21 protein-coding genes are annotated in these 22390 nt (G+C 70.4%); 13 read left to right on the plus strand and 8 right to left on the minus strand.

The window, feature by feature from the left end:
• Positions 1 to 26 precede the first annotated feature (26 nt).
• On the minus strand, positions 27 to 161 hold the full coding sequence (locus tag H4696_RS51585; protein WP_404800131.1) for a putative leader peptide: 135 nt from the start codon (positions 159 to 161) through the stop codon (positions 27 to 29).
• A 124-nt stretch (positions 162 to 285) separates the two neighbouring features.
• Between H4696_RS51585 and H4696_RS47405 the strand changes: the two genes are divergently transcribed.
• From H4696_RS47405 to H4696_RS47415, 3 genes are all read left to right on the plus strand, one after another.
• On the plus strand, positions 286 to 702 hold the full coding sequence (locus tag H4696_RS47405) for a VOC family protein (RefSeq protein WP_086860655.1): 417 nt from the start codon (positions 286 to 288) through the stop codon (positions 700 to 702).
• A gap of 14 nt (positions 703 to 716) precedes the next feature.
• Positions 717 to 1934: a radical SAM family heme chaperone HemW gene (gene hemW / locus H4696_RS47410; protein WP_086860653.1), complete on the plus strand. Its 1218-nt coding sequence runs from the start codon at positions 717 to 719 to the stop codon at positions 1932 to 1934.
• A 64-nt stretch (positions 1935 to 1998) separates the two neighbouring features.
• A complete protein-coding gene (locus H4696_RS47415) occupies positions 1999 to 2919 on the plus strand; it encodes an NADP-dependent oxidoreductase (protein ID WP_086860651.1) in 921 nt (306 codons plus the stop codon).
• Here H4696_RS47415 and H4696_RS47420 read toward each other — a convergent pair.
• On the minus strand, positions 2916 to 3530 hold the full coding sequence (locus H4696_RS47420) for a TetR/AcrR family transcriptional regulator (RefSeq protein WP_086860670.1): 615 nt from the start codon (positions 3528 to 3530) through the stop codon (positions 2916 to 2918). The two genes, H4696_RS47415 and H4696_RS47420, sit on opposite strands and share 4 nt — an antisense overlap.
• A gap of 170 nt (positions 3531 to 3700) precedes the next feature.
• Here H4696_RS47420 and H4696_RS47425 point away from each other — a divergent pair, with 170 nt between their 5' ends.
• The 4 genes from H4696_RS47425 (at position 3701) to H4696_RS47440 (ending at position 8654) form a co-directional block, all read left to right on the plus strand.
• Complete coding sequence (locus H4696_RS47425; RefSeq protein ID WP_086860649.1) at positions 3701 to 4111, plus strand: SgcJ/EcaC family oxidoreductase; 411 nt, start codon at positions 3701 to 3703, stop codon at positions 4109 to 4111.
• Positions 4112 to 4313: 202 nt separating this feature from the next.
• Positions 4314 to 5126 carry a siderophore-interacting protein gene (locus H4696_RS47430; protein WP_086860647.1) on the plus strand — a complete coding sequence of 271 codons (813 nt, stop codon included), beginning with the start codon at positions 4314 to 4316 and terminating at the stop codon, positions 5124 to 5126.
• Between the two features lie 9 nt (positions 5127 to 5135).
• Positions 5136 to 6365, plus strand: coding sequence for a serine hydrolase domain-containing protein (locus tag H4696_RS47435; protein WP_086860645.1), 1230 nt, complete (start codon positions 5136 to 5138; stop codon positions 6363 to 6365).
• A gap of 93 nt (positions 6366 to 6458) precedes the next feature.
• Positions 6459 to 8654 (plus strand): restriction endonuclease, encoded by a 2196-nt coding sequence (locus H4696_RS47440; RefSeq protein ID WP_086860644.1) that lies wholly within the window; start codon positions 6459 to 6461, stop codon positions 8652 to 8654.
• Between the two features lies 1 nt (position 8655).
• Here the strand turns inward: H4696_RS47440 and H4696_RS47445 are convergent, their stop codons facing one another.
• Positions 8656 to 9261 (minus strand): DJ-1/PfpI family protein, encoded by a 606-nt coding sequence (locus H4696_RS47445; RefSeq protein WP_086860668.1) that lies wholly within the window; start codon positions 9259 to 9261, stop codon positions 8656 to 8658.
• 64 nt (positions 9262 to 9325) lie between these two features.
• On the opposite strand from H4696_RS47445, the gene H4696_RS47450 reads away from it, so the two are divergent.
• The 3 genes from H4696_RS47450 (at position 9326) to H4696_RS47460 (ending at position 12321) form a co-directional block, all read left to right on the plus strand.
• A complete protein-coding gene (locus tag H4696_RS47450) occupies positions 9326 to 10657 on the plus strand; it encodes an aminotransferase class I/II-fold pyridoxal phosphate-dependent enzyme (RefSeq protein ID WP_192782931.1) in 1332 nt (443 codons plus the stop codon).
• Between the two features lie 52 nt (positions 10658 to 10709).
• Positions 10710 to 11930 (plus strand): styrene monooxygenase/indole monooxygenase family protein, encoded by a 1221-nt coding sequence (locus H4696_RS47455; RefSeq protein WP_086863957.1) that lies wholly within the window; start codon positions 10710 to 10712, stop codon positions 11928 to 11930.
• 94 nt (positions 11931 to 12024) lie between these two features.
• On the plus strand, positions 12025 to 12321 hold the full coding sequence (locus H4696_RS47460) for a DUF4342 domain-containing protein (RefSeq protein ID WP_086863956.1): 297 nt from the start codon (positions 12025 to 12027) through the stop codon (positions 12319 to 12321).
• Positions 12322 to 12363: 42 nt separating this feature from the next.
• Here the strand turns inward: H4696_RS47460 and H4696_RS47465 are convergent, their stop codons facing one another.
• The 5 genes from H4696_RS47465 to H4696_RS47485 all read right to left on the minus strand — a co-directional run bounded on the left by H4696_RS47465 (position 12364) and on the right by H4696_RS47485 (position 18619).
• The gene (locus H4696_RS47465) at positions 12364 to 13809 is read right to left on the minus strand and encodes an alpha/beta hydrolase (protein ID WP_086863955.1); all 1446 of its coding nucleotides are present in this window, start codon (positions 13807 to 13809) and stop codon (positions 12364 to 12366) included.
• 72 nt (positions 13810 to 13881) lie between these two features.
• Entirely contained in the window at positions 13882 to 14880 is a 999-nt protein-coding gene (locus tag H4696_RS47470) for a TIGR03842 family LLM class F420-dependent oxidoreductase (protein WP_086863954.1), read from the minus strand.
• A 7-nt stretch (positions 14881 to 14887) separates the two neighbouring features.
• The gene (hydA, locus tag H4696_RS47475) at positions 14888 to 16270 is read right to left on the minus strand and encodes a dihydropyrimidinase (protein WP_086863953.1); all 1383 of its coding nucleotides are present in this window, start codon (positions 16268 to 16270) and stop codon (positions 14888 to 14890) included.
• On the minus strand, positions 16270 to 17052 hold the full coding sequence (locus H4696_RS47480) for a nitrilase-related carbon-nitrogen hydrolase (protein WP_249027179.1): 783 nt from the start codon (positions 17050 to 17052) through the stop codon (positions 16270 to 16272). The genes hydA and H4696_RS47480 overlap by 1 nt, the downstream gene beginning before the upstream one ends.
• A gap of 10 nt (positions 17053 to 17062) precedes the next feature.
• Complete coding sequence (locus tag H4696_RS47485; RefSeq protein ID WP_086863951.1) at positions 17063 to 18619, minus strand: NCS1 family nucleobase:cation symporter-1; 1557 nt, start codon at positions 18617 to 18619, stop codon at positions 17063 to 17065.
• A 241-nt stretch (positions 18620 to 18860) separates the two neighbouring features.
• Here H4696_RS47485 and H4696_RS47490 point away from each other — a divergent pair, with 241 nt between their 5' ends.
• The 3 genes from H4696_RS47490 to H4696_RS47500 all read left to right on the plus strand — a co-directional run bounded on the left by H4696_RS47490 (position 18861) and on the right by H4696_RS47500 (position 22318).
• Positions 18861 to 19532: a response regulator gene (locus H4696_RS47490; RefSeq protein WP_338064952.1), complete on the plus strand. Its 672-nt coding sequence runs from the start codon at positions 18861 to 18863 to the stop codon at positions 19530 to 19532.
• On the plus strand, positions 19529 to 20509 hold the full coding sequence (locus H4696_RS47495) for an ATP-binding protein (protein WP_192782932.1): 981 nt from the start codon (positions 19529 to 19531) through the stop codon (positions 20507 to 20509). Before H4696_RS47490 ends, H4696_RS47495 begins: the two co-directional genes overlap by 4 nt.
• Before the next feature lie 462 nt (positions 20510 to 20971).
• Positions 20972 to 22318 (plus strand): DUF4153 domain-containing protein, encoded by a 1347-nt coding sequence (locus H4696_RS47500; RefSeq protein WP_338078731.1) that lies wholly within the window; start codon positions 20972 to 20974, stop codon positions 22316 to 22318.
• Positions 22319 to 22390 lie beyond the last annotated feature (72 nt).

Below are 22390 nucleotides of genomic sequence, written 5' to 3' on the forward strand. Positions count from 1 at the left end.
TTCGTGGCAGGTGGTGGCGACGGAAGTCAGCGAACGGGTGCGCAGAGGGCGCTCGCGACGCGCACGAGGTCGACGTGGCGGCGGGCCACCAGGAAGACACCGGCATGAGTCACGACCTGAGCGTGCCACGCGTCCACAATGTGGTCCAGGCCTGACCGCATGCTGGGAGAAGGGTCACTCACCTGCGAAAATCGTGTCAACCGTGCTGCGTGCGGACTCTTGCCTCATTCAAACCACTACATGTAGAGTACTTCAAGCAAAGTGGTTTGAAGAGAGGAACTGGGGATGCAGGTCAAGGGTTTCGGGGCGGGGTACCTGGTCGACGACGTCGCCGCGACCACCCGCTTCTACGCCGACGTGATCGGGCTGGCGGTCACCGTCGAGCTGGACTGGTTCGCCAGCGTCAACGCCGGTGCGCCGGGGTATGAGATCAGCTTCGTGCAGCGCGGCCACGCGTCCGTGCCGGCGGGCTACCGGGCGGCCGAAACGACCGGGGTGATGTTCGGGCTCGTCGTCGAGGACGCGGCGGCCGAGGCGAAACGGCTGGCGGAGGCGGGTGTCGAGCTCGTCGTGCCGCTCGTCGACGAGGTGTACGGGCAGCGGCACTTCTACGTCGCCGACCCGAACGGGGTGCTGCTCGACATCATCGAGATGATCCCGGTCGACCCCGAGTGGGCGGCGGCGAACCTCCCGGCTTCGTAGGGGACAATCGGGGGGTGCCCGTGCTGCGTCCCGACCCTGCCACCCCCATCGACCCGGCGTTGCCGGAGAGCGCGCTGAAAGGGCTGGGCAGCAGAGCGTTCGGGGTGTACGTGCACGTCCCGTTCTGCGCGACGCGCTGCGGTTACTGCGACTTCAACACCTACACCGCGGGTGAGCTGGACTCCGGCTCGTCGCCGCAGTCCTGGCTCGAAGGGCTGCGGCGCGAGCTGGAGCTGGCCGCGCGCGTGCTGGTCGTGCCGCCGGCCGCCGACACCGTGTTCGTCGGCGGCGGCACCCCCTCGCTGCTCGGCGCCGAAGGGCTCGGCTCCGTCCTCGACGCCGTCCGCGACGTCTTCGGGCTCGCCCCGGGTGCCGAGGTGACGACCGAGTCGAACCCGGAGTCGACGTCGCCGGAGTTCTTCGCCGGGATCCGGGAAGCCGGCTACACCCGCGTTTCGCTGGGCATGCAGTCGGCCGCGCCGCACGTGCTGAAGATCCTCGACCGGGTGCACACGCCGGGCCGGCCGGGACAGGCCGCCGCCGAAGCGCGCGTGGCCGGGTTCGACCACGTGAACCTCGACGTGATCTACGGCACGCCGGGAGAACGGCCGGACGACCTGCTCGCCACCCTCGACGCCGTGCTGGCCGCCGGCGTCGACCACGTGTCGGCGTACGCGCTGATCGTCGAGGAGGGCACCGCGCTGGCCCGCCGCGTCCGCCGCGGCGAGCTGCCCGCCCCGGACGACGACGTGCTGGCCGCGGACTACGAGATGATCGACGCCGCGCTCACGGCGGCGGGGCTGCGCTGGTACGAGGTGTCGAACTGGGCGGCGTCCGACGCGGCCCGCTGCCGCCACAACCTCGGCTACTGGCGCGGCGACGACTGGTGGGGCGCCGGCCCGGGCGCGCACAGCCACGTCGGCGGGGTGCGCTGGTGGAACGTCAAGCACCCGGCCCGGTACGCGGCGCTGCTGGCCGACGGCGATTCGCCCGCCGGCGGGCGCGAAGTGCTCACCGACGACGACCAGCACCTCGAGCGGATCATGCTCGAACTCCGCGTCGCCGAAGGGCTCCCGCTCGACGTTCTCGACGAGCCCGGGCTCGCCGAAGCCCGTGCGGCCGCGGCTGAAGGCCTGCTGGACCCGTCCGCTTTGGACAGCCGGGGCCGCGCGGTGCTGACCGACCGCGGACGCCTGCTCGCGGACGGCGTGGTCCGGCGCCTCGCGGGCTGAGCCGGGATTAAATCGGCGGGGCCGGTCGTTGCTTGTATTCAGCAACGACTTTCGAGGAGGCCTCATGGCGCGCGCGATCAGGTTCGACGAGTACGGCGACGTGGAGGTCCTCCGGGTCGAGGACGTGCCGCGGCCGGTGCCGGGCCGGGGGCAGGTGCTCGTCGAGGTGCGCGCCGCCGGGATCAACCCCGGCGAGGCGGCCATCCGGCGGGGGCTCCTGCACGAGCGCTACCCGGCGACATTTCCTTCCGGCCAGGGCAGTGACTTCGCCGGCGTGGTCGCCGAACTCGGCGAAGGCGTCGAGGAGATCGCCGTCGGCGACGAGGTGATCGGGTTCGTCGACACCCGGTCGAGCCACGCCGACTTCGTGGTGGCCGAGGCGGCGAACCTGACGCCGAAGCCCGCGGACCTGCCGTGGGAGGTCGCCGGCGCGCTCTTCGTCGCCGGGACGACCGCGTACGCCGCGGTGGGCGCGGTGTGCCCGCGCGAAGGCGAGACCGTCGTCGTTTCGGGCGCGGCGGGTGGCGTGGGTTCGCTCGCGGTCCAGCTGGCGAAGCTGGCCGGCGCCACGGTCGTCGGCCTCGCGGGCGAGGCGAACCACGAGTGGCTGCGCGAGCTCGGCGTCGTGCCGGTTTCCTACGGCGAAGGCGTTCTCGAGCGGATCAAGGAGGCCGCGCCGGACGGCGTGCACGCGTTCGTCGACACCTTCGGCGCCGGGTACGTGGAACTGGCTCTGCACCTGGGGATCCACCCCGGGCGGATCGACACGATCATCGACTTCGAGGCGGCGGCGAAGTACAACGTCAAGACCGACGGCAACGCGGCCGGTTCGTCGGCCGCGATCCTGCGTGAGCTGGGCTTGTTGCTGGACAAGGGGTTGCTGACCCTGCCGGTGGCCCGCGTCTACCCGCTGGACGAGGTCCGGGACGCCTACCGGGAGCTGGAACGGCGGCACACGCGCGGCAAGATCGTGCTGCGGCCCTAGTTCTTGGCGGCGAGCACCTTGAGGCCGGCGAGGTAGGTGTCGAGCGCGAACTCGAGGCGTTCGGCGGCGGTCTCGGCGGAGAAGAACTCGCCGATGCGCAGCATGTTCGGGAAAGACTCCGGGGGCAGTGACCGCATGTAGGCGACCATCTGTTCGCCGCGTGCGGTCACTTCGGCCGCGTCGATTTCGCCCCAGGTCCAGCCACTGGCCTCGTACGCATAAGCCTTGGCGTAGAGGGAAAGCGCGTCGCCCGCGAACGTCGCCTGCTTGAGCTCGAGGCCGCCGGCCCGCAGCAGGGCGAGCATCGCCTCGCCCTGGCGCAGCGAGCTGGGGGTGACCGGCACGGCGATGTCCCACGCCACGCGCGCGATCCCGGGGTGGGCGACCATCACCCGGATCTGCGCGCGGACGAGGTCCTTGACCTGCTCGTCCCAGCGGGCCGGGTCCGGCTCCGGCAGCGGCACGTCGGCGAGCACGGCGTCGAGCATCAGCTCCGCCAGCTCGTCCTTGTTGGCGACGTGCGCGTAGAGCGACGCGGGCCCGGTCTCGAGTTCCTGCGCGACCCGCCGCATGGTCACCGCGTCGAAGCCCTCCTTCGCCAGGACTTCCAGCGCCGTCTTCACGACGAGCTCCTGGGACAGGACGGGTTTCGCGGCACGGCGGCGCGGGGCGCTGCGCCACGGCGGCGGGGGAACGGTCACGCGAACACTGTACTTGACGCGAACGTCGTTCGTCCGTAGAACGGTGTTTGTAGGACGAACGACGTTCGTAAGGGGATCCCATGACCACTGCGGAAGCCGATGTGCGTGCCGTGCTCGGCCAACTCACCCAAGCCTGGAACGACGGCGACGCGACCGCCTACGGCCGGCTCTTCACCGAGGACGCCGACTACGTGACGTTCTTCGGGGCCAACTTCCCCGGGCGTGCCGCGATCGAAAGCTCGCACCGCGCGCTCTTCGAAGGACCGCTCAAGGGGAGCAAGCTGACCGGGCGGCTCGACGCGGCGGCGAAGGTGCGGATCGTCCGCCCGGACGTCGCGGTCGCCGTCGTGGGTGGCGGCTCGTCGCTGACCGGGGCGGACACCACGGACGAAGGGCGCGAATCGACCGTCACGTTCGTGCTCGTCCGGGAGGACGGCGAGTGGCTGATCACGGCGTTCCAGAACACGCGCGTCTCGGATCCGCGGTCGTGAAAGCGCTTGCGGAGGCTTCGGGGGTCGTCGCGCCCAGCGTCTTGAATGAGTCATTCAGGACCTCCGACGACCTGAATGACTCATTCAAGACATTTGGCCGAGCGCTGCGGCGGCTGCTCGAAGAACTGGGTACACCTGGGTAGGCACGCGCCGGATTCGGCGCGTAGGCTGAGTTAGGTAAGCCTTAGTATTGGAGTGGTCAATGGCTGAAGCACCCCGGCGGTCCGGGCGTCCCGCGGTGCGCCTGCGGGTCCTGCGCACCGAGCGGCTCACCCCGCACATGATCCGGATCGTCGCGGGCGGCGAAGGCATCGCCGATTTCACGCCCAACGAGTTCACCGACGCCTACGTCAAGGTGTTGTTCAAGGTGCCGGGTGTCGAGTACCCGGAGCCGTTCGACGTCCAGGAATGCCGCGCGACGCTCCCGCGGGAGCACTGGCCGCGGATGCGGTCCTACACCGTCCGGGCGTTCGACCCGCAGGCCGGCGAGCTGGTCATCGACTTCGTCCACCACGGCGACGAGGGCATCGCCGGCCCGTGGGCGGCGTCCGCGCAGCCCGGCGACGAGCTGCTGCTGTCCGGTCCCGGTGGCGCGTACGCGCCGGGCACCGAGGCGGACTGGCACCTGCTGGCGGGCGACGAAAGCGCGTTGCCGGCCATCGCGGCGTCGCTCGAAGCGCTCCCGGCCGGCGTCCCGGCGCACGCCGTGATCCTCGTCGAGAACGCGGCCGAGGAGCAGCCGCTGGCCACCAAGGCGGACGCGCAGATCACCTGGCTGCACCGGGCCTCGGGCGGCGACGTCGCTTCGGCGGTGCGCGCGCTGCCGTGGCGTGACGGCGTCGTGCAGGCGTTCGTGCACGGCGAAGCGGACTTCGTGCGGGACCTGCGGCGGTACCTGCTCGACGAGCGCGGCGTGCGGCGCGAGCTGCTGTCGATCTCGGGCTACTGGCGCGTCGGCAAGAACGACGAAGCCTGGCGTGAAGAGAAAGCGGCCGAACGGGCTCGCGAGAAGTAGCCTCGCGGCATGGCGGAACTCAAGGTGGAAGTCGACCCGGTCGAAGCCGGCTTCGACGCGGACCGGCTGACGCGGCTCGACGCGCACTTCGACCGGTATGTCGCGGATGGCCGGCTACCGGGCTGGCTCGCGGTGGTGAGCAGGCACGGCCGCGTCGTGCACGTCGGCCGCGGCGGGCACCGCGACGTCGAAGCGGGTCTCCCGGTGGAAACCGACACGCTCTGGCGCATCTTCTCGATGACCAAGCCGATCACCTCGGTGGCGGCGATGATGCTCGTCGAGGAAGGCCTGCTGGAGCTGGACGACCCGATTTCGCGCTGGCTGCCGGAGTTCGCTTCGCCGCGCGTGTACGTCAAGGGGTCGGCGCTGGCGCCGTTCACCGAACCGGCGACTTCGCCGATCCGCGTGTGGCACCTGCTGACGCACACGGCGGGCCTGACGTACGGCTTCCACCACGGCCACCCGGTGGACGCGATCTACCGGGCGGCGGGCTTCGAGTGGGGCACGCCACCCGGTGCGGATCTGGCGGAGTGCAGCCGCCAGTGGGCTGCCTTGCCGCTGTTGTTCCAGCCCGGCACGGAGTGGAACTACTCGATCGCGACGGACGTGCTGGGGCGGCTCGTCGAGGTGGTTTCGGGCCTGCCGCTGGACGAGTTCTTCGCGACGCGCATCTTCACGCCGCTGGGAATGACGGACACGGACTTCGTCGCTTCTTCGGCTTCGCGATTGGCCGCGCTGTACGTGCCCGATCCGGCTTCGGGCCGCGCGGTGCGGAACGACGCTTTCGGCAAGTCGGGCACTTCCCGGCCCGACTGCCTTTCCGGTGGTGGCGGCCTGGTGTCGTCGGCGGGGGATTATTGGCGTTTCACGGAGATGCTGCTGCGCGGCGGCGAACTCGACGGCGTCCGGTTGCTGTCCCCGCGGACTGTTGCGCTGATGGCTTCGAACCACCTGCCGGGGCACGTGGATCTGGAGGCGTTCGGGCGTCCGCTGTTCGCGGAGATGCCTTTCGACGGGTACGGGTTCGGGCTGGGGTTCTCGGTGCTGGAGGACCCGGTGAAGGCCCGGACGCTGTCATCGGCGGGAGAGTTCGCTTGGGGCGGGGCGGCTTCTACGGCGTTCTGGGTGGATCCGGATGAGGATTTGACGGTGGGGTTCTATACGCAGCTGTTGCCGTCGAGCACTTACCGGCTGCGGCCCCAGCTGCGGCAGCTGGTTTACCAGGCGCTGCTGGACTGAACCGGCGTCCATTCGGGTGAAGGGCGGTACCGGCCGACCTGGTCAAGCCGGTACCGCTTTTGGTCGCAGCGCCCATGAGGCAAGGTGTGACCCGTGCTCGACGATCCGATCCACTGGCGAAAGTTGGTCCGCGAATACTCGGCGCTGGCTCAGTTGCCTGCGGGCATGCGTCCGCAAGCCCGCGGTCAACGCTTCAACGGGTTGATCGCCGAGCTGTTCACAGCGTTCGGGATCCCGGCCGAGTCGGATCGGCGGAGCGTCGGCGAAATCGACGTGGTGTTCAGGCACGCGGGACGCTACTTCATCCTCGAAGCCAAATGGGTGCAGGGACCGGCTTCGTTCGACCCGATCGCGAAGTTGCAGCGGCGAGTCGAGCAGCGCATGGCGGGCGTGACCGGCGTTTTCCTTTCGATGGACGGGTACACGAAGCACGCCCTCGCCGATATCGACAAGGGACGGCGGCTGGACCTGGTCCTCCTGGACCGGGAGCACTGGGAGGCGATGCTCAGCGGGTTCGTCCCACCGGGAGAGCTGCTGGATCTGGTCACCGCCAAGGCTTCCTACGACGGAAGCGCCTATACGCCGCTACGCGTTCTGCTCGACCGCAAGGCACCGGTGCCGGATCTGGGCTTCGGCCGGCGCGAAGTGCCGGGTCGTCCGGACTTCCGGCCGGCGGCGGACCACGTGCGGGTCGAAGCGGCCGCCGCCGACTTCGAGTCCGGTCGGCTGGGTGTATCGGCTGACCACGACGGCAAAATCCTGGTCACGGCTGAGGATGGTGTGCTGTCAGTCGACCTCGAGCGCGAGACGGCCGCCTGGGTGGCGCCGGTCAGCGGGTGCGACGGCAACGCGGTGCGTTCCGGGACCGGGATCCTGGTGCACCGGGCCCACGGTGTCGGGCGCTGCGGAAACGGTGCGGTGGAAGTCGTGTCGGCCGGCGGGGCCGCGGGTGGGCGAAGCCAACTCGTGCCGGACAGCCGAGGGGCCGTGTGGTGCTTCGATCCCGGGTCGGCCAACCGGAACCACGACGCACCGGCCACGATGAGGCCGCTCGCCGGAACGTCCGGGGCGGAGCGCGAAATCCCCTATCAGCCTGGTGCCGCAACCGGTGCCACGTGGGTGAACGGCACCGAACTGGTCGTGGCCGGTGCCCCGGACTTCGTCTTGGTGCCGGAATCCGGCGAGCCCCGGCGCTGGGCACTGCCTGCTACGCACCCCGTGGCGACGGTTGCGATCGACTCCGCGCACACCTTGTCGCTCGCCGAAGACGCCTCGCTGTGGGTGACCGAAGTGCGCACGGGACGCAGTGCGGTCCTCGGTCGGTTGCACGGTGGGAAAGTGCTCGACGGCAGGATTTCGAAGGCTTCTTCGTCCTCCGTGCACTTGGCCGTTCGTTATCGCGGTCCAGGCGGGAAGAGCCGGGTTTCCCTGATGTGCGTTCGTTCCGAGGGGCCGTGGCTGCCGGCCGGCCTGGTGGCGGAGACCGGCTCCGACGAGGTTGCCCAAGCCGAGTCCGAGCCGGCGGCTGTTCTGGAAGCCACGCAGGGAAGCCTGCGGACCGAGGCAATGCCTCCAGTCGGCTCGCGTGTCGCGAGCGCTCCGCCGGCGTCGCCCGATGAAACGCGGCTCGCTGATCGCCGTCGTGGTGAACGCGAAGCCGCTTCTCTGGCGGAGAAGCTTCCGCTGCACGTCCTCGAAGGAGCTGTGCGAGTGAGCTTCGACATCGTGCGCTGGCTGAAGCCGTGGCGGGAGTATTGGCGAGGTGTCGCTTCCGGGCAGAGTGCCGTACTGCCGGATTGGCTGCCGGCGATCGCCCACTTCCTCGGCTCTTACGCGGCTCCGGAAGAGACACTCGAATCGCACTTCACCCCGACGCCTTCCTACGTGCTCGGGTTTTCGGCCGGGCTGCGCGAAGTTTGGACCTCACTGGTCCAGCGGGGACTGGTGCCCGGTGACGTGAACGTGCTCGGCCAGTGGCTGGCCGAACCGAGCGGGGCGCCGCCCCGGCCCCGGGGTTTGATGACCCCGCGGGAGGTACGGGCCGAGTCCTACAAGCAGAAGGGCCGGACTTCGTGGACGTGGGCCCTCCGCATCTTGCTGTGGCTGGTCACCTTGTTCTTCGGACTGTCAGCCATCGGCTCGATCGGCCTCACCGCGACCGGTGGCTGGCCCGATCACTCCTTCGCCACCGTGCTCGGCGGCAACCTGGTCACCGAGATCCCGTTCCTCGGGTTTCTCGCTCTCGTGATCTTCGACGTGCGGCGACGCAGGAAGGCCAAACGCGGCTGAGCTACCTCAGCGCCGGTTCCAGGTACGGCGTCACGTTCCGCATCGCCCGCGCCACGTACTCCTCCTTCTCCCCAACCGGCGCCACATAATGCATCGCACTCTCCGCAGCCTCCACCCCGTGCAGCCGCGCGATCACCCAAGTCGCCAGATACGCCGAAGCCAAACACCCACCCGCCGTAGCCACATTGCCGCGCGCGAAGAACGGCTGGTCCAGCACCTCGACCCCCGCCGCGACCACCCAAGGCTTCGACGTGAGGTCCGTGCACGCCGGCACCCCACCGAGCAGCCCAAGCTTCGCCAGCACCAGCGTCCCCGAACACTGTGCCGCCAACAGCTGGCGAGCCGGGTCGAGACGGCTCAACACCCCCATGATCGCCGTGTCCTCCACCACCTCACGGGTACGCACCCCGCTCCCGATGATCACCGCGTCGGCCGCGCAAGCCTCCTCGAGATCGATCATCGCGTGCAAGAGCACGCCGTTCATCGACGTCACCCGCGGCGCCGGGCTGGCGATCGACACCCGCGAGCCCGTGCGGTTGAGGACGCCCAGTGCGATCAGGGAGTCGAGTTCGTTGTAGCCGTCGAAGGTCAGGATCGCGGTGTGCATGCCCGCCACGCTAAGACCGCTCATCCAGGACAGTCCAAGAATTGTCCTGCCTACAATCCGGTGGGTGCGCGTACCGAAGTACAAAGGCGTCGTCGACACCCTCGCCCGGCAGATCCGGGACGGCCACTGGCCCGCCGGGACGAAGCTGCCCACGCACCGGCGGCTGGCGTCGGACCAGGGCATCGCCGTGGTCACCGCGTCCCGCGTGTACGCCGAGCTCGAAGCGATGGGGCTGGTGAGCTGCGAGCAGGGGCGGGGCACCTTCGTCCGCGACCCCGCCATCGGCGAGGCCGCCGAGGAGCGGTCCGTCGCCGCCGACGCGCTCGATCTCAGCTTCAACCGCCCCGCCGTGCCCGGGCAGGCCGATCTGCTGCGCCAGGCACTGCGCGACCTCGCCACCGCCGGCGACCTCGATGCGCTGCTGCGTTACCAGCCCCACCGCGGGCGCGCGCACGATCGCGCCGCCGTCGCCCGGCACCTGCGGCGGCGGGGGCTGGACGTCGGCCGGGAGCGGGTGCTCATCGTCGACGGCGCCCAGCACGGGCTCGCGATCACGGCCATGACCCTGTTCCAGCCGGGTGACGTCGTCGCCGTCGACGCCCTCACCTACCCCGGGTTCCGCGTGCTCGCGCGCACGCTCGGGCTGGAACCCGCGCCGCTGCCGGTGACCGCGGGCGGGCCGGATCTCGACGTCCTCGAGCGGCTGTGCCGCCGTCGCCGGGTTCGCGCGGTGTACGCGATGCCGACCCTGCACAACCCGCTGGGCTGGGTCCTCGACGCGGCCGGCCGCGCGCGGCTCGTTTCGCTCGCTCGCACGCACGGACTGACGATCATCGAGGACGCTTCCTACGCCTACCTCGCCGAGGACGCGCCGCCTCCGCTCGCGGCGCTGGCGCCCGAAACCACCGTGTACGTGTCCGGGCTGTCGAAGAACGTCGCGACCGGGCTGCGGTTCGGGTTCGTCGCCTCGCCGGACGCGCTCGTGCCGTCGCTCGAACGCGCCATCCGGGCCACGACCTGGAACACGCCCGCGCTGACCGCGGAGCTCGCCCGCCGCTGGCTCGAGGACGGCACGGTCGACCGCCTCGAAGCACGCAAGCGCGAAGACGCCCGGCAGCGGCAGGCCATCGCCGCCGAGGTGTTCGCCGGGCTCCCCGTGCGCACACACCCCTCGTCGTACTTCCTGTGGCTGCCGCTGGCCCCGGATTCGCGCCCGGACCGGATCGCGGCGGCCCTGGCGCGGCGGCGGGTCGCGGTCACCACCGCCGAGCCGTTCGCGACGACGCCCACCGCGCCCCAGGCGCTCCGGCTGGCCCTCGGCTCCGTCGGGCTCGCCGAGTTGCGTGACGCGCTGGAGGCCGTCCGGCAGGAAGCCGAGCACGACGCGTACCGCTGACCGTCCGCGACGAGTACGTTGGGAGCACAGGGTTTCCGGGGGAGGGGCGGCCATGCGGCGGATCGGGATCGTCGGAGCGGGGCAAGCGGGATTGGTTCTCGCCATCGGATTGCGCCAACTGGGCTACGACGTCACCGTGTTCGCCGAACGCCCCGCGGAAGAGGTGCGGGCCGGGCGGCTCATCTCCAACCAGTGCCTCTTCGCCCCCGCGCTCCAGCGGGAACGCGAACTCGGCATCAACTTCTGGGACGCCGAAGCGCCGCCGATCCGCGAAATCGACTTCGCGGCCGCGGGCGCGGGCACCGAACCCGCGATGTCCTGGGGCGTCGGGCTCGACCGGCCCGCCCAGTCGGTCGACCAGCGCGTCAAGGTTTCGGACTGGCTGGCGGAATTCCAACGCCTCGGCGGCGACCTGCGGATCCGCCGGGTCACCCCGGAGGAGCTGGACGAGTGCGCCCGCGAGTTCGAGCTGCTCATCGTCGCGGCCGGGCGCGGCGCGCAGTTCGACGCGCTCTTCCCGCGCGACGACGAGCGGTCGCCCTACCGCGAGCCGCAGCGGGCGATCGGGATCTTCTACGTCACCGGGGAACTCGACGTGGTACCCGGCCTGACGTTCGGGATGTCCCAGGTCGGCGAGTTCTTCCTGCTGCCGGGGCTTTCGGTGCGCGGGCCCGTGCACGGCCTCGGCTTCTTCGGCGTGCCCGGCGGGCCGATGGACGTCTGGGACGAGGTCGCCGACGTCGAACAGCACTACGAGACCGCCCGGAAGCTATTGCGCGCGCACTACCCGTGGCAGGCCGCGTTGCTCGACGACGCCCGGCCGGCGGGACCCGCCGATCTGCTGCACGGCCGGATCACGCCGATCGTCCGGCACCCGGTGGGCACCCTGCCGTCCGGGGCGAAGGTCCTCGCGATGGGCGACACCGCGGTGACCAACGACCCGGTCGGCGGCCAGGGCGCCAACATGGCCGCGCGGGCGGCGCGGGCGTACCAGGACGCCATCGTCGAGCGCGCCGACCGGCCGTTCGACGAGGAGTTCATGCACGACGCCTTCGCCCGCTACTGGCGGCACGCCCGGCACGCGACGCGCTTCAACAACGACCTCCTGGCCCCGCCGGCGGACCACGTACTGGCCACATTGGACACCGCGCAGCGCGTTCCCGAAGTGGCGCACCGGTTCGCGCACCTCTTCGAGAACCCCGCCGACTACGAAGGCTGGCTCGGGGATCCCGAAGCGGCGATGGCTTACCTCCGCTCGACGGCCCAGAGGTGACTTTAGGCCCGCGGGCGAGGACGATCAGCTCTTCACCCGCCACGGCGGGCCCGCGCAGACTCGGGGCGCAAGCCCATCCCGAGGAGGAACGAACATGACGGTCGACAGCCCGACGACGAAGCGGACCGAGCGGTTCCGCGGCCAGGAGCTGGTCGCGCGGGTCAAGGAACTCATCCACCAGGGCAACGTGCGCCGGATCCGGGTCAAGAACGACGAGGGCCACACGGTGCTGGAGATCCCGGTCACGGCGGGTGTGGTGGCCGCGATCGCCGCTCCGGTGGTCACCGCGATCGGGGCGATCGCCGCGCTGGCCAAGGAATGGACCATCGAGGTCGACCACCTGGCGACTCCCGAGAACGCGGAGAAGCCCGAAGAGGGCACCGGCGAGTGACCGGAGGGTGGCCGGGGCCGTCCCGGCCACCGCGGTCCGCCGTCAGCCGAAGGGGCCCGCGTCCGGGGCGCAGAGCGCGCCGCGGGCGGGTACCGCACCCGTACCGAAATAGCGGTCGAGCGCTGCGTCGACGCACGCGCTCTTGCCGCGTGAACCGTGGCCGTACGTGTCGAGGGTCAGCAGTCGCGCGTTGGCCAGCAGCTTTTCGGTGCGCTGGGCCCCGGCGTACGGAGTTTCCAGGTCACCCTGGCGGTTCGCGAGGAGCAGGATCGGCGCCGTCGGGCGATTCCACGGCCCGGCGTAGCGGCCGGGGTCCGAGACGTCCCAGGTGGCGCAGGGGAGCGTCTTAAAGACGTCGTAGGGGCCGAAGCCGCGGCCGACCTGGTCGGCTTTCCCCGCGTAGTCCCACCACACGGCGGGATCGCGCGGGTTCGCCGCGTCCGAACAGAGCGTCGCGCCGCCGCCGAGAAGGGAATCGATGTCCGGTGGGCCGCCCGCCGACGCCGGTGCGCGCGACGCCGGGTCGGCCAGCGCGGTCAGGAACGCGGCCAGTTGCGGGGCGGCCTGCGCGTTGGTCAGGTAGTTGTGGATCGTCGCGATCGCGCTTTGGTAGGTGACGACTATCTGCTTGCCCGCAGTGTCCGTCACGGTGATCGGACCCGACGCCAGCCGATCCAGGGTCGCGTCGTAGTCGAACGCGCAGCGCGTCCCGCACGCGTCCAAAAAGGACTGCAGGGCGCGAGGACCGTCTTCGTAGCCGCGCAGGCGATAGCTCATCGGGCCGGAGCCGGTCGCCCAGCGCACCGGGTCGTCGACCGCGTCGAGCGCCAGGGACCCCACCCGGCCGGGGAACAGGTTGGCGTAGGTCTCGCCGAGGTAGGTGCCGTACGACTTCCCGTAGTACCGCAGTTTCGGCTCGCCGAACGCGGCCCGCAGCCGGTCGAGGTCGCGAGCGATCGTGCCGGTGGAGAGGTGGTTCGCCAGCGGGCTCGCGTTCTGTTCGCACAGGTCCGTCACGGTTTTCGTGTCCGCGATCTGCTGCTGCTCGGCCGTGCGCGTCAGCGGGAACGTGCCGAGCGCGCGCTGGAGCACCGCGAGCTGCGACGGGTCGGTGAAGCAGTGGATCTTCGCACTCGCGCCGACACCGCGCGGGTCGAACCCGACGATGTCGTAGCGCTCGTGCAGGAAGGGCGTCAACGCGGGCGCGAACCGGCCGGACGAGCCGGGGCCGCCCGGGTTGTAGAAGATGGTGCCCAGCTTGCGGGCCTGATCGGTGGCGGGCAACCGGCCGACGGCGATCGACACGGTGCCGGCCGAGGAATCCTGATAGGACAGTGGGACGTCGAGGTGGCCGCACTGGTAGCCGGCCGGGCAGGAGTCTTCCCAGACGATTCCGGCGGGGCTCGCCGCGGCCGCGGGCGCACAGAGGGCGACCGCGCTGGCGACGGCCCCCAGAGCCAGCGCAGCACGGAGTTTCGGAGAATTCATGGCCCCGATCGTCCCGCCGCCGGGGCCGGGGGCGCGCTGGTGCGCACCCCCGGAACCGGGGTAGGGCGGGCCCTACGCGGTGAGCTTCGGGATGATCTGCGAGCCGTAGGACGCCAATGTCGTTTCGCGGTCGTCGTGCATCAAGTACAGCGAGAACTGGTCCACGCCCAGCTCCGCCAGCTCCTGCAACCGTTCCACGTGCGCCGAGGCCGGGCCCAGCAGGCAGAACCGGTCGACGATCTCGTCCGGCACGAACTCCGTCGACGGGTTGCCCGCCTTGCCGTGATGGCTGTAGTCGTACCCCTCGCGCTCGCGGATGTAGTCGGTCAGCTCCTTCGGTACCGCACCCGAAGACCCGTAGCGCGCCACCAGGTCCGCCACGTGGTTGCCGACCATCCCGCCGAACCAGCGCAGCTGCTCGCGCTGGTGCGGCAGGTCGTCGCCGACGTACGCCGGGGCCGCGACGCAGATCGTGATGCCACCCGGGTCGCGGCCGGCGGCCCGTGCGGCGTCGCGCACCGCGCCGATCGTCCAGCGCGCGATCGCCGGGTCCGCGCACTGCAGGATGAAGCCGTCGGCGTGCTCGCCGACCGTCTGCAGCGCTTTCGGCCCGTACCCGGCCATCCACATCTCGAGCCGCCCGTTGCGGATCCACGGGATCTGCACGGTCTTCTCGTTCATTTCCACCGCGCGGCCTTCGGCGAGGTCCTTGACCACGCGCATGCAGTCGCGCACGGTGGCCAAAGTGGACGGTGGCTTCCCGACGACCCGGTGCGCGGAGTCGCCGCGGCCGATGCCACAGACCGTCCGGTTGCCGTACATGTCGTTGAGGGTCGCGAACGTCGACGCCATCACCGACCAGTCGCGCGTGCCGGGGCTGGTCACCATCGGCCCGACGACCAGCGACGACGTCGCCGCGAGGATCGCCGAGTAGATGACGAACGGCTCCTGCCACAGCACGCAGGAGTCGAACGTCCAGCCGTAGCGGAACCCGGCGTCCTCGGCGTCCTTCATCAGCCGCACGACGTCCCGCGCGGGCGGGTCCGTCTGCAGCACGATTCCGAAGTCCATCGCTACCTCAGTTCAGGTACTGGTTCAGCGAACGGGACAGGAACTTCCCGTGTGACGTCGACCCGGTGAACCCGTCCGGCGACACGACAACGCGCCCGCGGGAGAGCACGGTGTGCACGCGACCGGTGATCTCGAACCCTTCGTACGCCGAGTAGTCCACGTTCATGTGGTGCGTCTCCGCGGACAACGTCTGCGTGGCGGCGGGGTCGTAGATCACGATGTCCGCGTCCGAACCCGCCGCGATGACGCCCTTGCGCGGGTACAGGCCGAACATCCGCGCCGGCGTCGCCGAGCACGTCTCGACCCAGCGCCCGAGTGTCAGCTCACCGGCGACGACGCCCTGGTGCAGCAGGTCCATCCGGTGTTCGACACCCGGCATCCCGTTCGGGATCGCGCGGAAGTCGCCGCGGCCCAGCTCCTTCTGGTCCTTGAAACAGAAGGGGCAGTGGTCGGTGGACACCACGGACAGGTCGTTCGTCCGCAGGCCCCGCCACAGGTCGGCCTGGTGCGACTTCTCCCGCAGCGGCGGGGAAGCGACGTACTTCGCGCCCTCGAAGTCCGGCTTCGCCAGGTCCTCAATGGACAAGTACAGGTACTGCGGGCACGTCTCCGCGAACACGTTCTGGCCGTCGTTGCGCGCTTCCGCGACCGCCGCCAGCGCTTGCGACGCCGACAAGTGCACGATGTACAGCGGCGAGCCGGTCACCTTCGCCAGCTGGATCGCGCGCGAGGTCGCCTCGCCCTCCAGCTCCGGCGGCCGCGTCAAGCCGTGCTGGACGGGGTCGATCTTCCCGGCCTCGAACGCCTGCGCCGCCAGCTGGTCGATCGCGATGCCGTTCTCCGCGTGCATCATGATCGTGGCGCCGATCTCGCGCGCCTTCTGCATGGCCAGCAGGATTTCGCCGTCGGTGGAGTAGAACACCCCGGGGTAGGCCATGAACATCTTGAAGCTGCCGACCCCGGCGTCGACGCAGGCTTCCATCTCCTTCAGCGACTGGTCGTTGACGTCGCTGACGATCATGTGGAAGCCGTAGTCGATCGCGCAGTTGCCGTCGGCCTTCGCGTGCCACTTGTCCAGTGTGGACAGCAGCGACGTGCCCTTGGCCTGCACGGCGAAGTCGATGATCGTCGTCGTGCCGCCCCAGGCCGCCGCCGTGGTCCCGGTCGAGAAGCTGTCGACGGAGTGGGTGCCGCCGAACGGCATCTCCATGTGCGTGTGCGCGTCGATGCCGCCGGGCAGCACGTACTTGCCGGTGGCGTCGATCGTCTCGTCGCCGGTCAGCGTCCCGGGCGCCCCGACGGCGGCGATGGTCTCGCCGTCGACGAGGACGTCCGCGAGCAGCGCGCCGGACGGCGAAACGACCTGGCCACCACTGATGAGCGTGGTCATCAGGCCTCCGTGAGGGGGCCGTAGGTGTCCGGGCGGCGGTCGCGGTAGAACGCCCACAGGTCCCGGACCTCGTCGAGCTGCGCCATGTCGAGGTCGCGCACGACGACCTCGTCTTCGGTGTCCGACGCGGCGTCGCCGATCAGCTGCCCGCGCGGGTCGGCGAAGTACGTCTGGCCGTAGAAGTCGTTGTCGCCCAGCGGTTCCTTGCCGACGCGGTTGATCGCGCCGACGAAGTACTCGTTCGCCACCGCGGCCGCCGGCTGCTCGAGCCGCCACAGGTACTGCGACAGCCCGCGGCTGGTCGCCGACGGGTTGAACACGATCTTCGCCCCGGCCAGGCCCAGCGCGCGCCAGCCCTCCGGGAAGTGCCGCTCGTAGCAGATGTAGACGCCGATGCGGCCCACGGCGGTGTCGAACACCGGGTAGCCCAGGTTCCCGGGCCGGAAGTAGAACTTCTCCCAGAAGCCCTTGACCTGCGGGATGTGGTTCTTGCGGTGCTTGCCGAGGTACGTGCCGTCGGCGTCGATCACCGCGGCGGTGTTGTAGTACACGCCCGGCTGCTCGACCTCGTACATCGGCACGACCAGCACCACGCCGTGGCGCTCGGCCACCTCCTGCATGAGCTTGGTCGTCGGGCCGTCCGGGATGCCCTCGGTGTAGGAGTAGTAGTCGGTGTCCTGCACCTGGCAGAAGTACGGCCCGTAGAACAGTTCCTGGAGGCAGACGACCTGGGCGCCCTGCGAGGCGGCGGTGGCGATGTGGTCGACCGCCGCCTTGATCATGGACTCCTTGTCACCCGTCCACCGCTGCTGGATCAATCCGGCTCGGACGACGCTCACTTGCTTCCTCCTCGTTGTTGGCGGACTTGGACAGGGCGGCGAAGACGACGAACGCGCCGACGAAGCCGACCACCCAGTTGTAGTCGTAAAGGGGCTTGAGGAACGGGATCAGGCCGGCGTCGGGGAACGGCCCGCCGTACGCGCCGCCGACCGCCAAGACGGCTCCGACCAGCGTGGCGACCAGTGCGCGCCAGTTCCAGCCGCCGCTGAACCAATACACCCCATCGGGTGTGTAGAGGTCCTTCAGCTTGAGCTTGGTGCGGGCGATCACCCAGTAGCCCGCGACGAGCACCCCGGCCACCGCGCCGAGCAGGCCGCCGTAGAAGCCGAGCCAGGCGAAGATGTAGATGTTCGGGTCGGAGTAGAGCCGCCACGGCTGGATCAGGATGCCGATGACGCCGGTGATGCCGCCGCCGACGGCGAACGTGATCTTCTTCGGGAAGGCGTTCGAGAAGTCGTAGGACGGGCTGACGACGTTGGCCGCCAGGTTCGCCGAGATCGTGGCGAGCACCAGCGCGACCAGCGCGACGACCACCACGACCGGGCTGGAGAACTTGTCGGCCAGCTGCGCCGGGTCCCAGATGTCCTCGCCGTAGAGGACGTGGCCGCCCGACGTCGTCAGGATGGCCACGATCGCGATGAACGTCATCGTGGTGGGCAGGCCGAGGATCTGGCCGCGGACCTGCTTGCGCTGGCTGCCGCCGAAGCGGGTGAAGTCCGGCATGTTGAGCGACAGCGTCGACCAGAACGCGATCATCGCCATCAGCGACGGCGCGAACACCTTCCAGAAGTCCGGGCCCCAGCCGAGCTTGCCGCCGTCGGACAGGATCGGGCCGAGCCCGCCCGCCTTGACCAGCACGTACCCGAGCATGATCAGGAAGCCGACGGACACCAGCGGCGCCGTCCAGTTCTCGAACCGGCGGACCGCCTCCATGCCGCGCCAGATGATGAGCATCTGGCCGATCCAGAAGACCACGAAGGACAGCCACAGCGTCCAGTGCTGGCCGGCGATCACCGAGGAGTCTCGCCACCACGAGCCGAGCAGGCGCCCGAGGATGACGTAGATGGCCTCGCCGCCGACCCAGGTCTGGATGCCGAACCAGCCGCACGCGATGAACGCGCGCAGCAGCGCGGCCAGGTTGGCGCCGCGCAGGCCGTAGAACGCGCGGGCGAACACCGGGAACGGGATGCCGTACTTCGTGCCGGCGTGGCTGTTGAGCAGCATCGGCACGAGCACGATCAGGTTGCCGATGGTGATCGTGATCAGCGCCTGCACCCAGTTCATGCCCAGGGCGATGAGTGAGGCGGCCAATGCGTAGCTGGGGATGTTGTGCGCCATCCCCATCCAGAGCGCGAAGTAGTTGTAGGTGGTCCAGGTCCGTTTGTCGACGGGGACGGGGGCCAGCTCTTCGTTGAAGAACCGGCTGCCTTCGAGAGACCCGACGTCGGCGGGGTCGAGCTCGACCCGTCCGTCGTCGTGCACGCGCTGGTCTGCGGGTGTCGGCGCCATTGCGGCATCCTGCGCGCCTGGTCATCGCCGGGGCAACGGCAGAGTGTTCACTCTTCCACGGCCTGGAGTGCAGTCTGTCGATTGCGCGAACCGGCGTCGGGGTGCATGACCTGCGTCACACATCCGGCCGTTACGAACCGGCAAAGCGGGTGAAACGTCTCCACAGGATCTCCACACTTCACGCGGACCGTCTCCACCGGGGGTGCATAGGGTCGTGGCCATGGAACTGGGTGGACGGCGGGTGCTCGTCGTCGAGGACGACGCCACGATCGCCGCGTCGATCGCGGCCCGGCTGCGGGCCGAGGGGTTCACCGTGGACGTCGCCCACGACGGGCCGGCGGCGGTCGAGGCGGACGCGGCTTCGGAGCCGGACCTCGTGGTGCTGGACGTGATGCTGCCGGGGTTCGACGGCCTGGAGGTCTGCCGCCGGATCCAGGGCCGCCGTCCGGTGCCGGTCCTCATGCTGACCGCGCGCGCCGACGAGACGGACCTGCTGGTCGGGCTGGGGGTCGGCGCCGATGACTACCTCACGAAGCCGTTCTCGATGCGGGTGCTGACCGCGCGCGTGCACGCGCTGCTGCGGCGGGTCGACCGTTCGGCGTCCGCCACGGGCACGCGGATCGTGCTGGGCGACCTCGAGATCGACGTGGACCAGCGGCGGGTGGCGCGGGCGGGGGTGGCGGCGCAGCTGACGCCGATCGAGTTCGACCTGCTGGTGCACTTCGCGCGGCGGCCGCGGGCGGTGCAGCCGCGGGAACGGCTGCTGTCGGAGGTGTGGGACTGGGACGTCCACGGCACGTCCGCGGGCACCCGCGCGGTCGACAGCCACATCAAGGCGCTGCGGCGGAAGCTCGGGGCGGACCTGATCCGCACGGTGCACGGCGTCGGCTACGCGTTGGAGGCGGGATCGTGAACCTCGTGCCGCGGCCGCTGGACCGCATCCGGTCGATCAAGCTGAAGCTGGCGATCCTGATGGTCGCGTCCGGCGGCGTCGCGTTCGCGTTCTTCAACTGGCAGATCGGCTGGCTGCCGCCCAAGACGACGATCACCGCGATGGTGCTGGCGCTGGTGCTGTCGCAGCTGCTGGCCCACGGGATGACGCGGCCGTTGCGGGAGATGACGGCGGCGGCCCGTGCGATGGCGAAGGGCGACTACACGCGGCGGATCCGCGCGACCACGCGGGACGAGGTGGGCTCGCTCGCGTCGGCGTTCAACCAGATGGCGGGAGACTTGGGCGACGCGGACCGGCAGCGCCGCGAGCTGATCGCGAACGTGTCCCACGAGCTGCGGACGCCGATCACGGCGTTGAACGGCGTGCTGGAGAACCTGGTCGACGGCGTCGAAGACCCGGACCCGGCCACGTTGAAGACGGCGTTGCAGCAGACCGAGCGGCTGGCGACACTGGTGGACGAGCTCCTCGACCTGTCGCGGCTGGACGCGGGGGCGATCCCGCTGCACAAGACTTCGTTCTCGCTCTCTTCGCTGCTTTCGGAGGCGGTCTCCGAGGCGGCGCTGGTGCGCGGGGTGAGTTTTTCGGTGTCGGCTCCGGACGTACTGGTGACCGCGGACCGCGGGCGGCTGTTTCAAGTGGTGGCGAACCTGCTGGAGAACGCGGTCCGCCACGGCCCGGCGGGAGGTTCGGTGCGGGTGCTGGCCGAGGTCCGGCCGGGCGAGGTGCGCATCGACGTGTGCGACGAAGGGCCGGGGATCGCGCCCGCCGATCGGGTGCGGGTGTTCGAGCGGTTCACCCGGGGCGAGCGGCCGTCCGGCGGCGGGACGGGGCTGGGGCTGGCGATCGCCCGGTGGGCGGTGGAGCTGCACGGGGGGACCATCGGGGTGGTCGATTCTTCGCCGGGCTCCCGGATCCGGGTGACTTTGCCGACCGGCTGACTTTCGCGGTGTCTTGAATGAGTCATTCAGGACGCTGGGGGTCCTGAATGACTCATTCAAGACACCGGAGTGGCGGCCGGGTGTGGGTATTTGCGAATGTGAACGTTAGGAGTGGGTGGGATGCCGAAGAGCAGTGTGGGTGGGGCCGGGAAGTCCGGTGAGGGGAAGGGGGTGCCGCGGGGCAAGCGCCAGGTGATCGCGAGCGGCGAGAAGGCGATGGGTGCGGCAGGTGCGGGTCCGGACGAGGCCGCAGGTCGAGCTGGTGCTGCGGGAGCCCGTGCGACCGCGGGAACTGCCGGTGCGTGGACGCGACCCGGCGGAAACGCCTGGGCGACCGGGATGCCAGGAGCCCCAGCACCGGGCGGCGTAGCCATAGCCGCCCCACCCGTTCTCCTCCGCGAGCTCCCGCCACCCAAGTCCGCAACCGTCCCCCTGCCCCCGGCCGTCCTCCCCGCCGCCGCCGTGGCCGGGATCGCCGGGGCCCTCGTCCTCCCCGTAGACCGCCCCGGAATCGGCTGGCTCCTCGCCGCCCTCGCCATCACGACCGCCGTGGCCGTCGCCAACCGAGGTCGCTTCACCTGGGCAAGCGCGAGCTGGGCCCTCCTGGCCCTCGCCCTCCTGAGTGTCGGCACCTTCCGCGCCTCCGGCTGGCTCTTCGCCCTCTGCGTACCCGCCGCCATCGTCGCCGGCTCCCTGGCCGTCGTCGGTCCCCGGACCGTCCACAGTGTCCTCTACGACATGCTCGCGCTCCCCCTGGAAGCCCTCCGCGCCATCCCGTGGGCCGGTCGCGGGCTCGGGCGCTTCGCCGCCCGCCGGGACGGGGTCGCGCGGCGGATCGCGCTCGCCGTGCTCGGGGCCGCCGTGCTCGTCGCCGTCTTCGTTCCGCTGCTCGCCAGTGCCGATGCCGCCTTCGCCGCCGTCGTCGCCGCCGTGATTCCCGATCTCAGTCCCGCCGTGCTCGTGCGGTGGGGCGTGGTCTTCGCCGTCGTCGCGCTGCTCGTGGCCGGGGCGTGCTACTTCCTGGCCGCACCGGCCGAAAAAGCCGAAACAGAGAGTCCGAAAAGGACAAAATACGGTCTGGAATGGACGGTCCCGCTCGTCGTCCTCATCCTGCTGTTCAGCGTCTTCGTCGCCGTCCGGCTGGTCGTGCTCTTCGGCGGCACCGAATACGTCCTGCGCACCAGCGGCCTGACGTCGGCCGAGTATGCCCGCAGCGGCTTCTGGCAGCTCTGCGCCGTCACCGTGCTCACGCTCGCCATCGTCGCCGCGGCCCTGCGCTGGGCGCCGAACGCCACGAAAGCCGACCGGCTCCGGCAGCGCGTCCTGCTCGGCGCGCTGAGCGCGTTGAGCCTCGTGCTCGTCGGCTCGGCGCTCAGCCGCATGGGGACCTACCAGGAGGCGTACGGCTTCACCGTGCTGCGGCTGCTGGTCGAGGTCTGCGAGCTGTGGTTCGGCGCCGTGTTCGTCCTCGTCCTGCTGTCGCTGGTCCGGTTGCGCCCGGCGTGGCTGCCGCGCGCCGCGATCGGGACGGCTGCCGTCGCGCTGCTCGGGCTCGCCCTGCTCGATCCGGAACGGCTCATCGCCGAGGCCAACCTCGATCGGGCGGCCGCCGGGAAGCCGCTGGATCACCGGTACCTGGCCGGGTTCTCCGCCGACGTCGTGCCGGTCGTCGAGGCGCGGCTGCCGGAGCCGCTGCGCACCTGCGTGCTGCGGCAGGTGCTGGCCGCCGGCGACACCGCGGACGGCTGGCCCGCCTGGAACCTCGCCCGCGCTTCGGCACGTGACGTACCTCTCGGGCGCTGCGGCTGAACCGGACCGGCCGGTCAGGCGTGGTTAACCACATGCGCGGAAGCCACCGGGCCGTCGTGGGGGCGGTCCGGC

Source organism: Amycolatopsis lexingtonensis (assembly GCF_014873755.1).
Lineage (GTDB): Bacteria > Actinomycetota > Actinomycetes > Mycobacteriales > Pseudonocardiaceae > Amycolatopsis > Amycolatopsis lexingtonensis.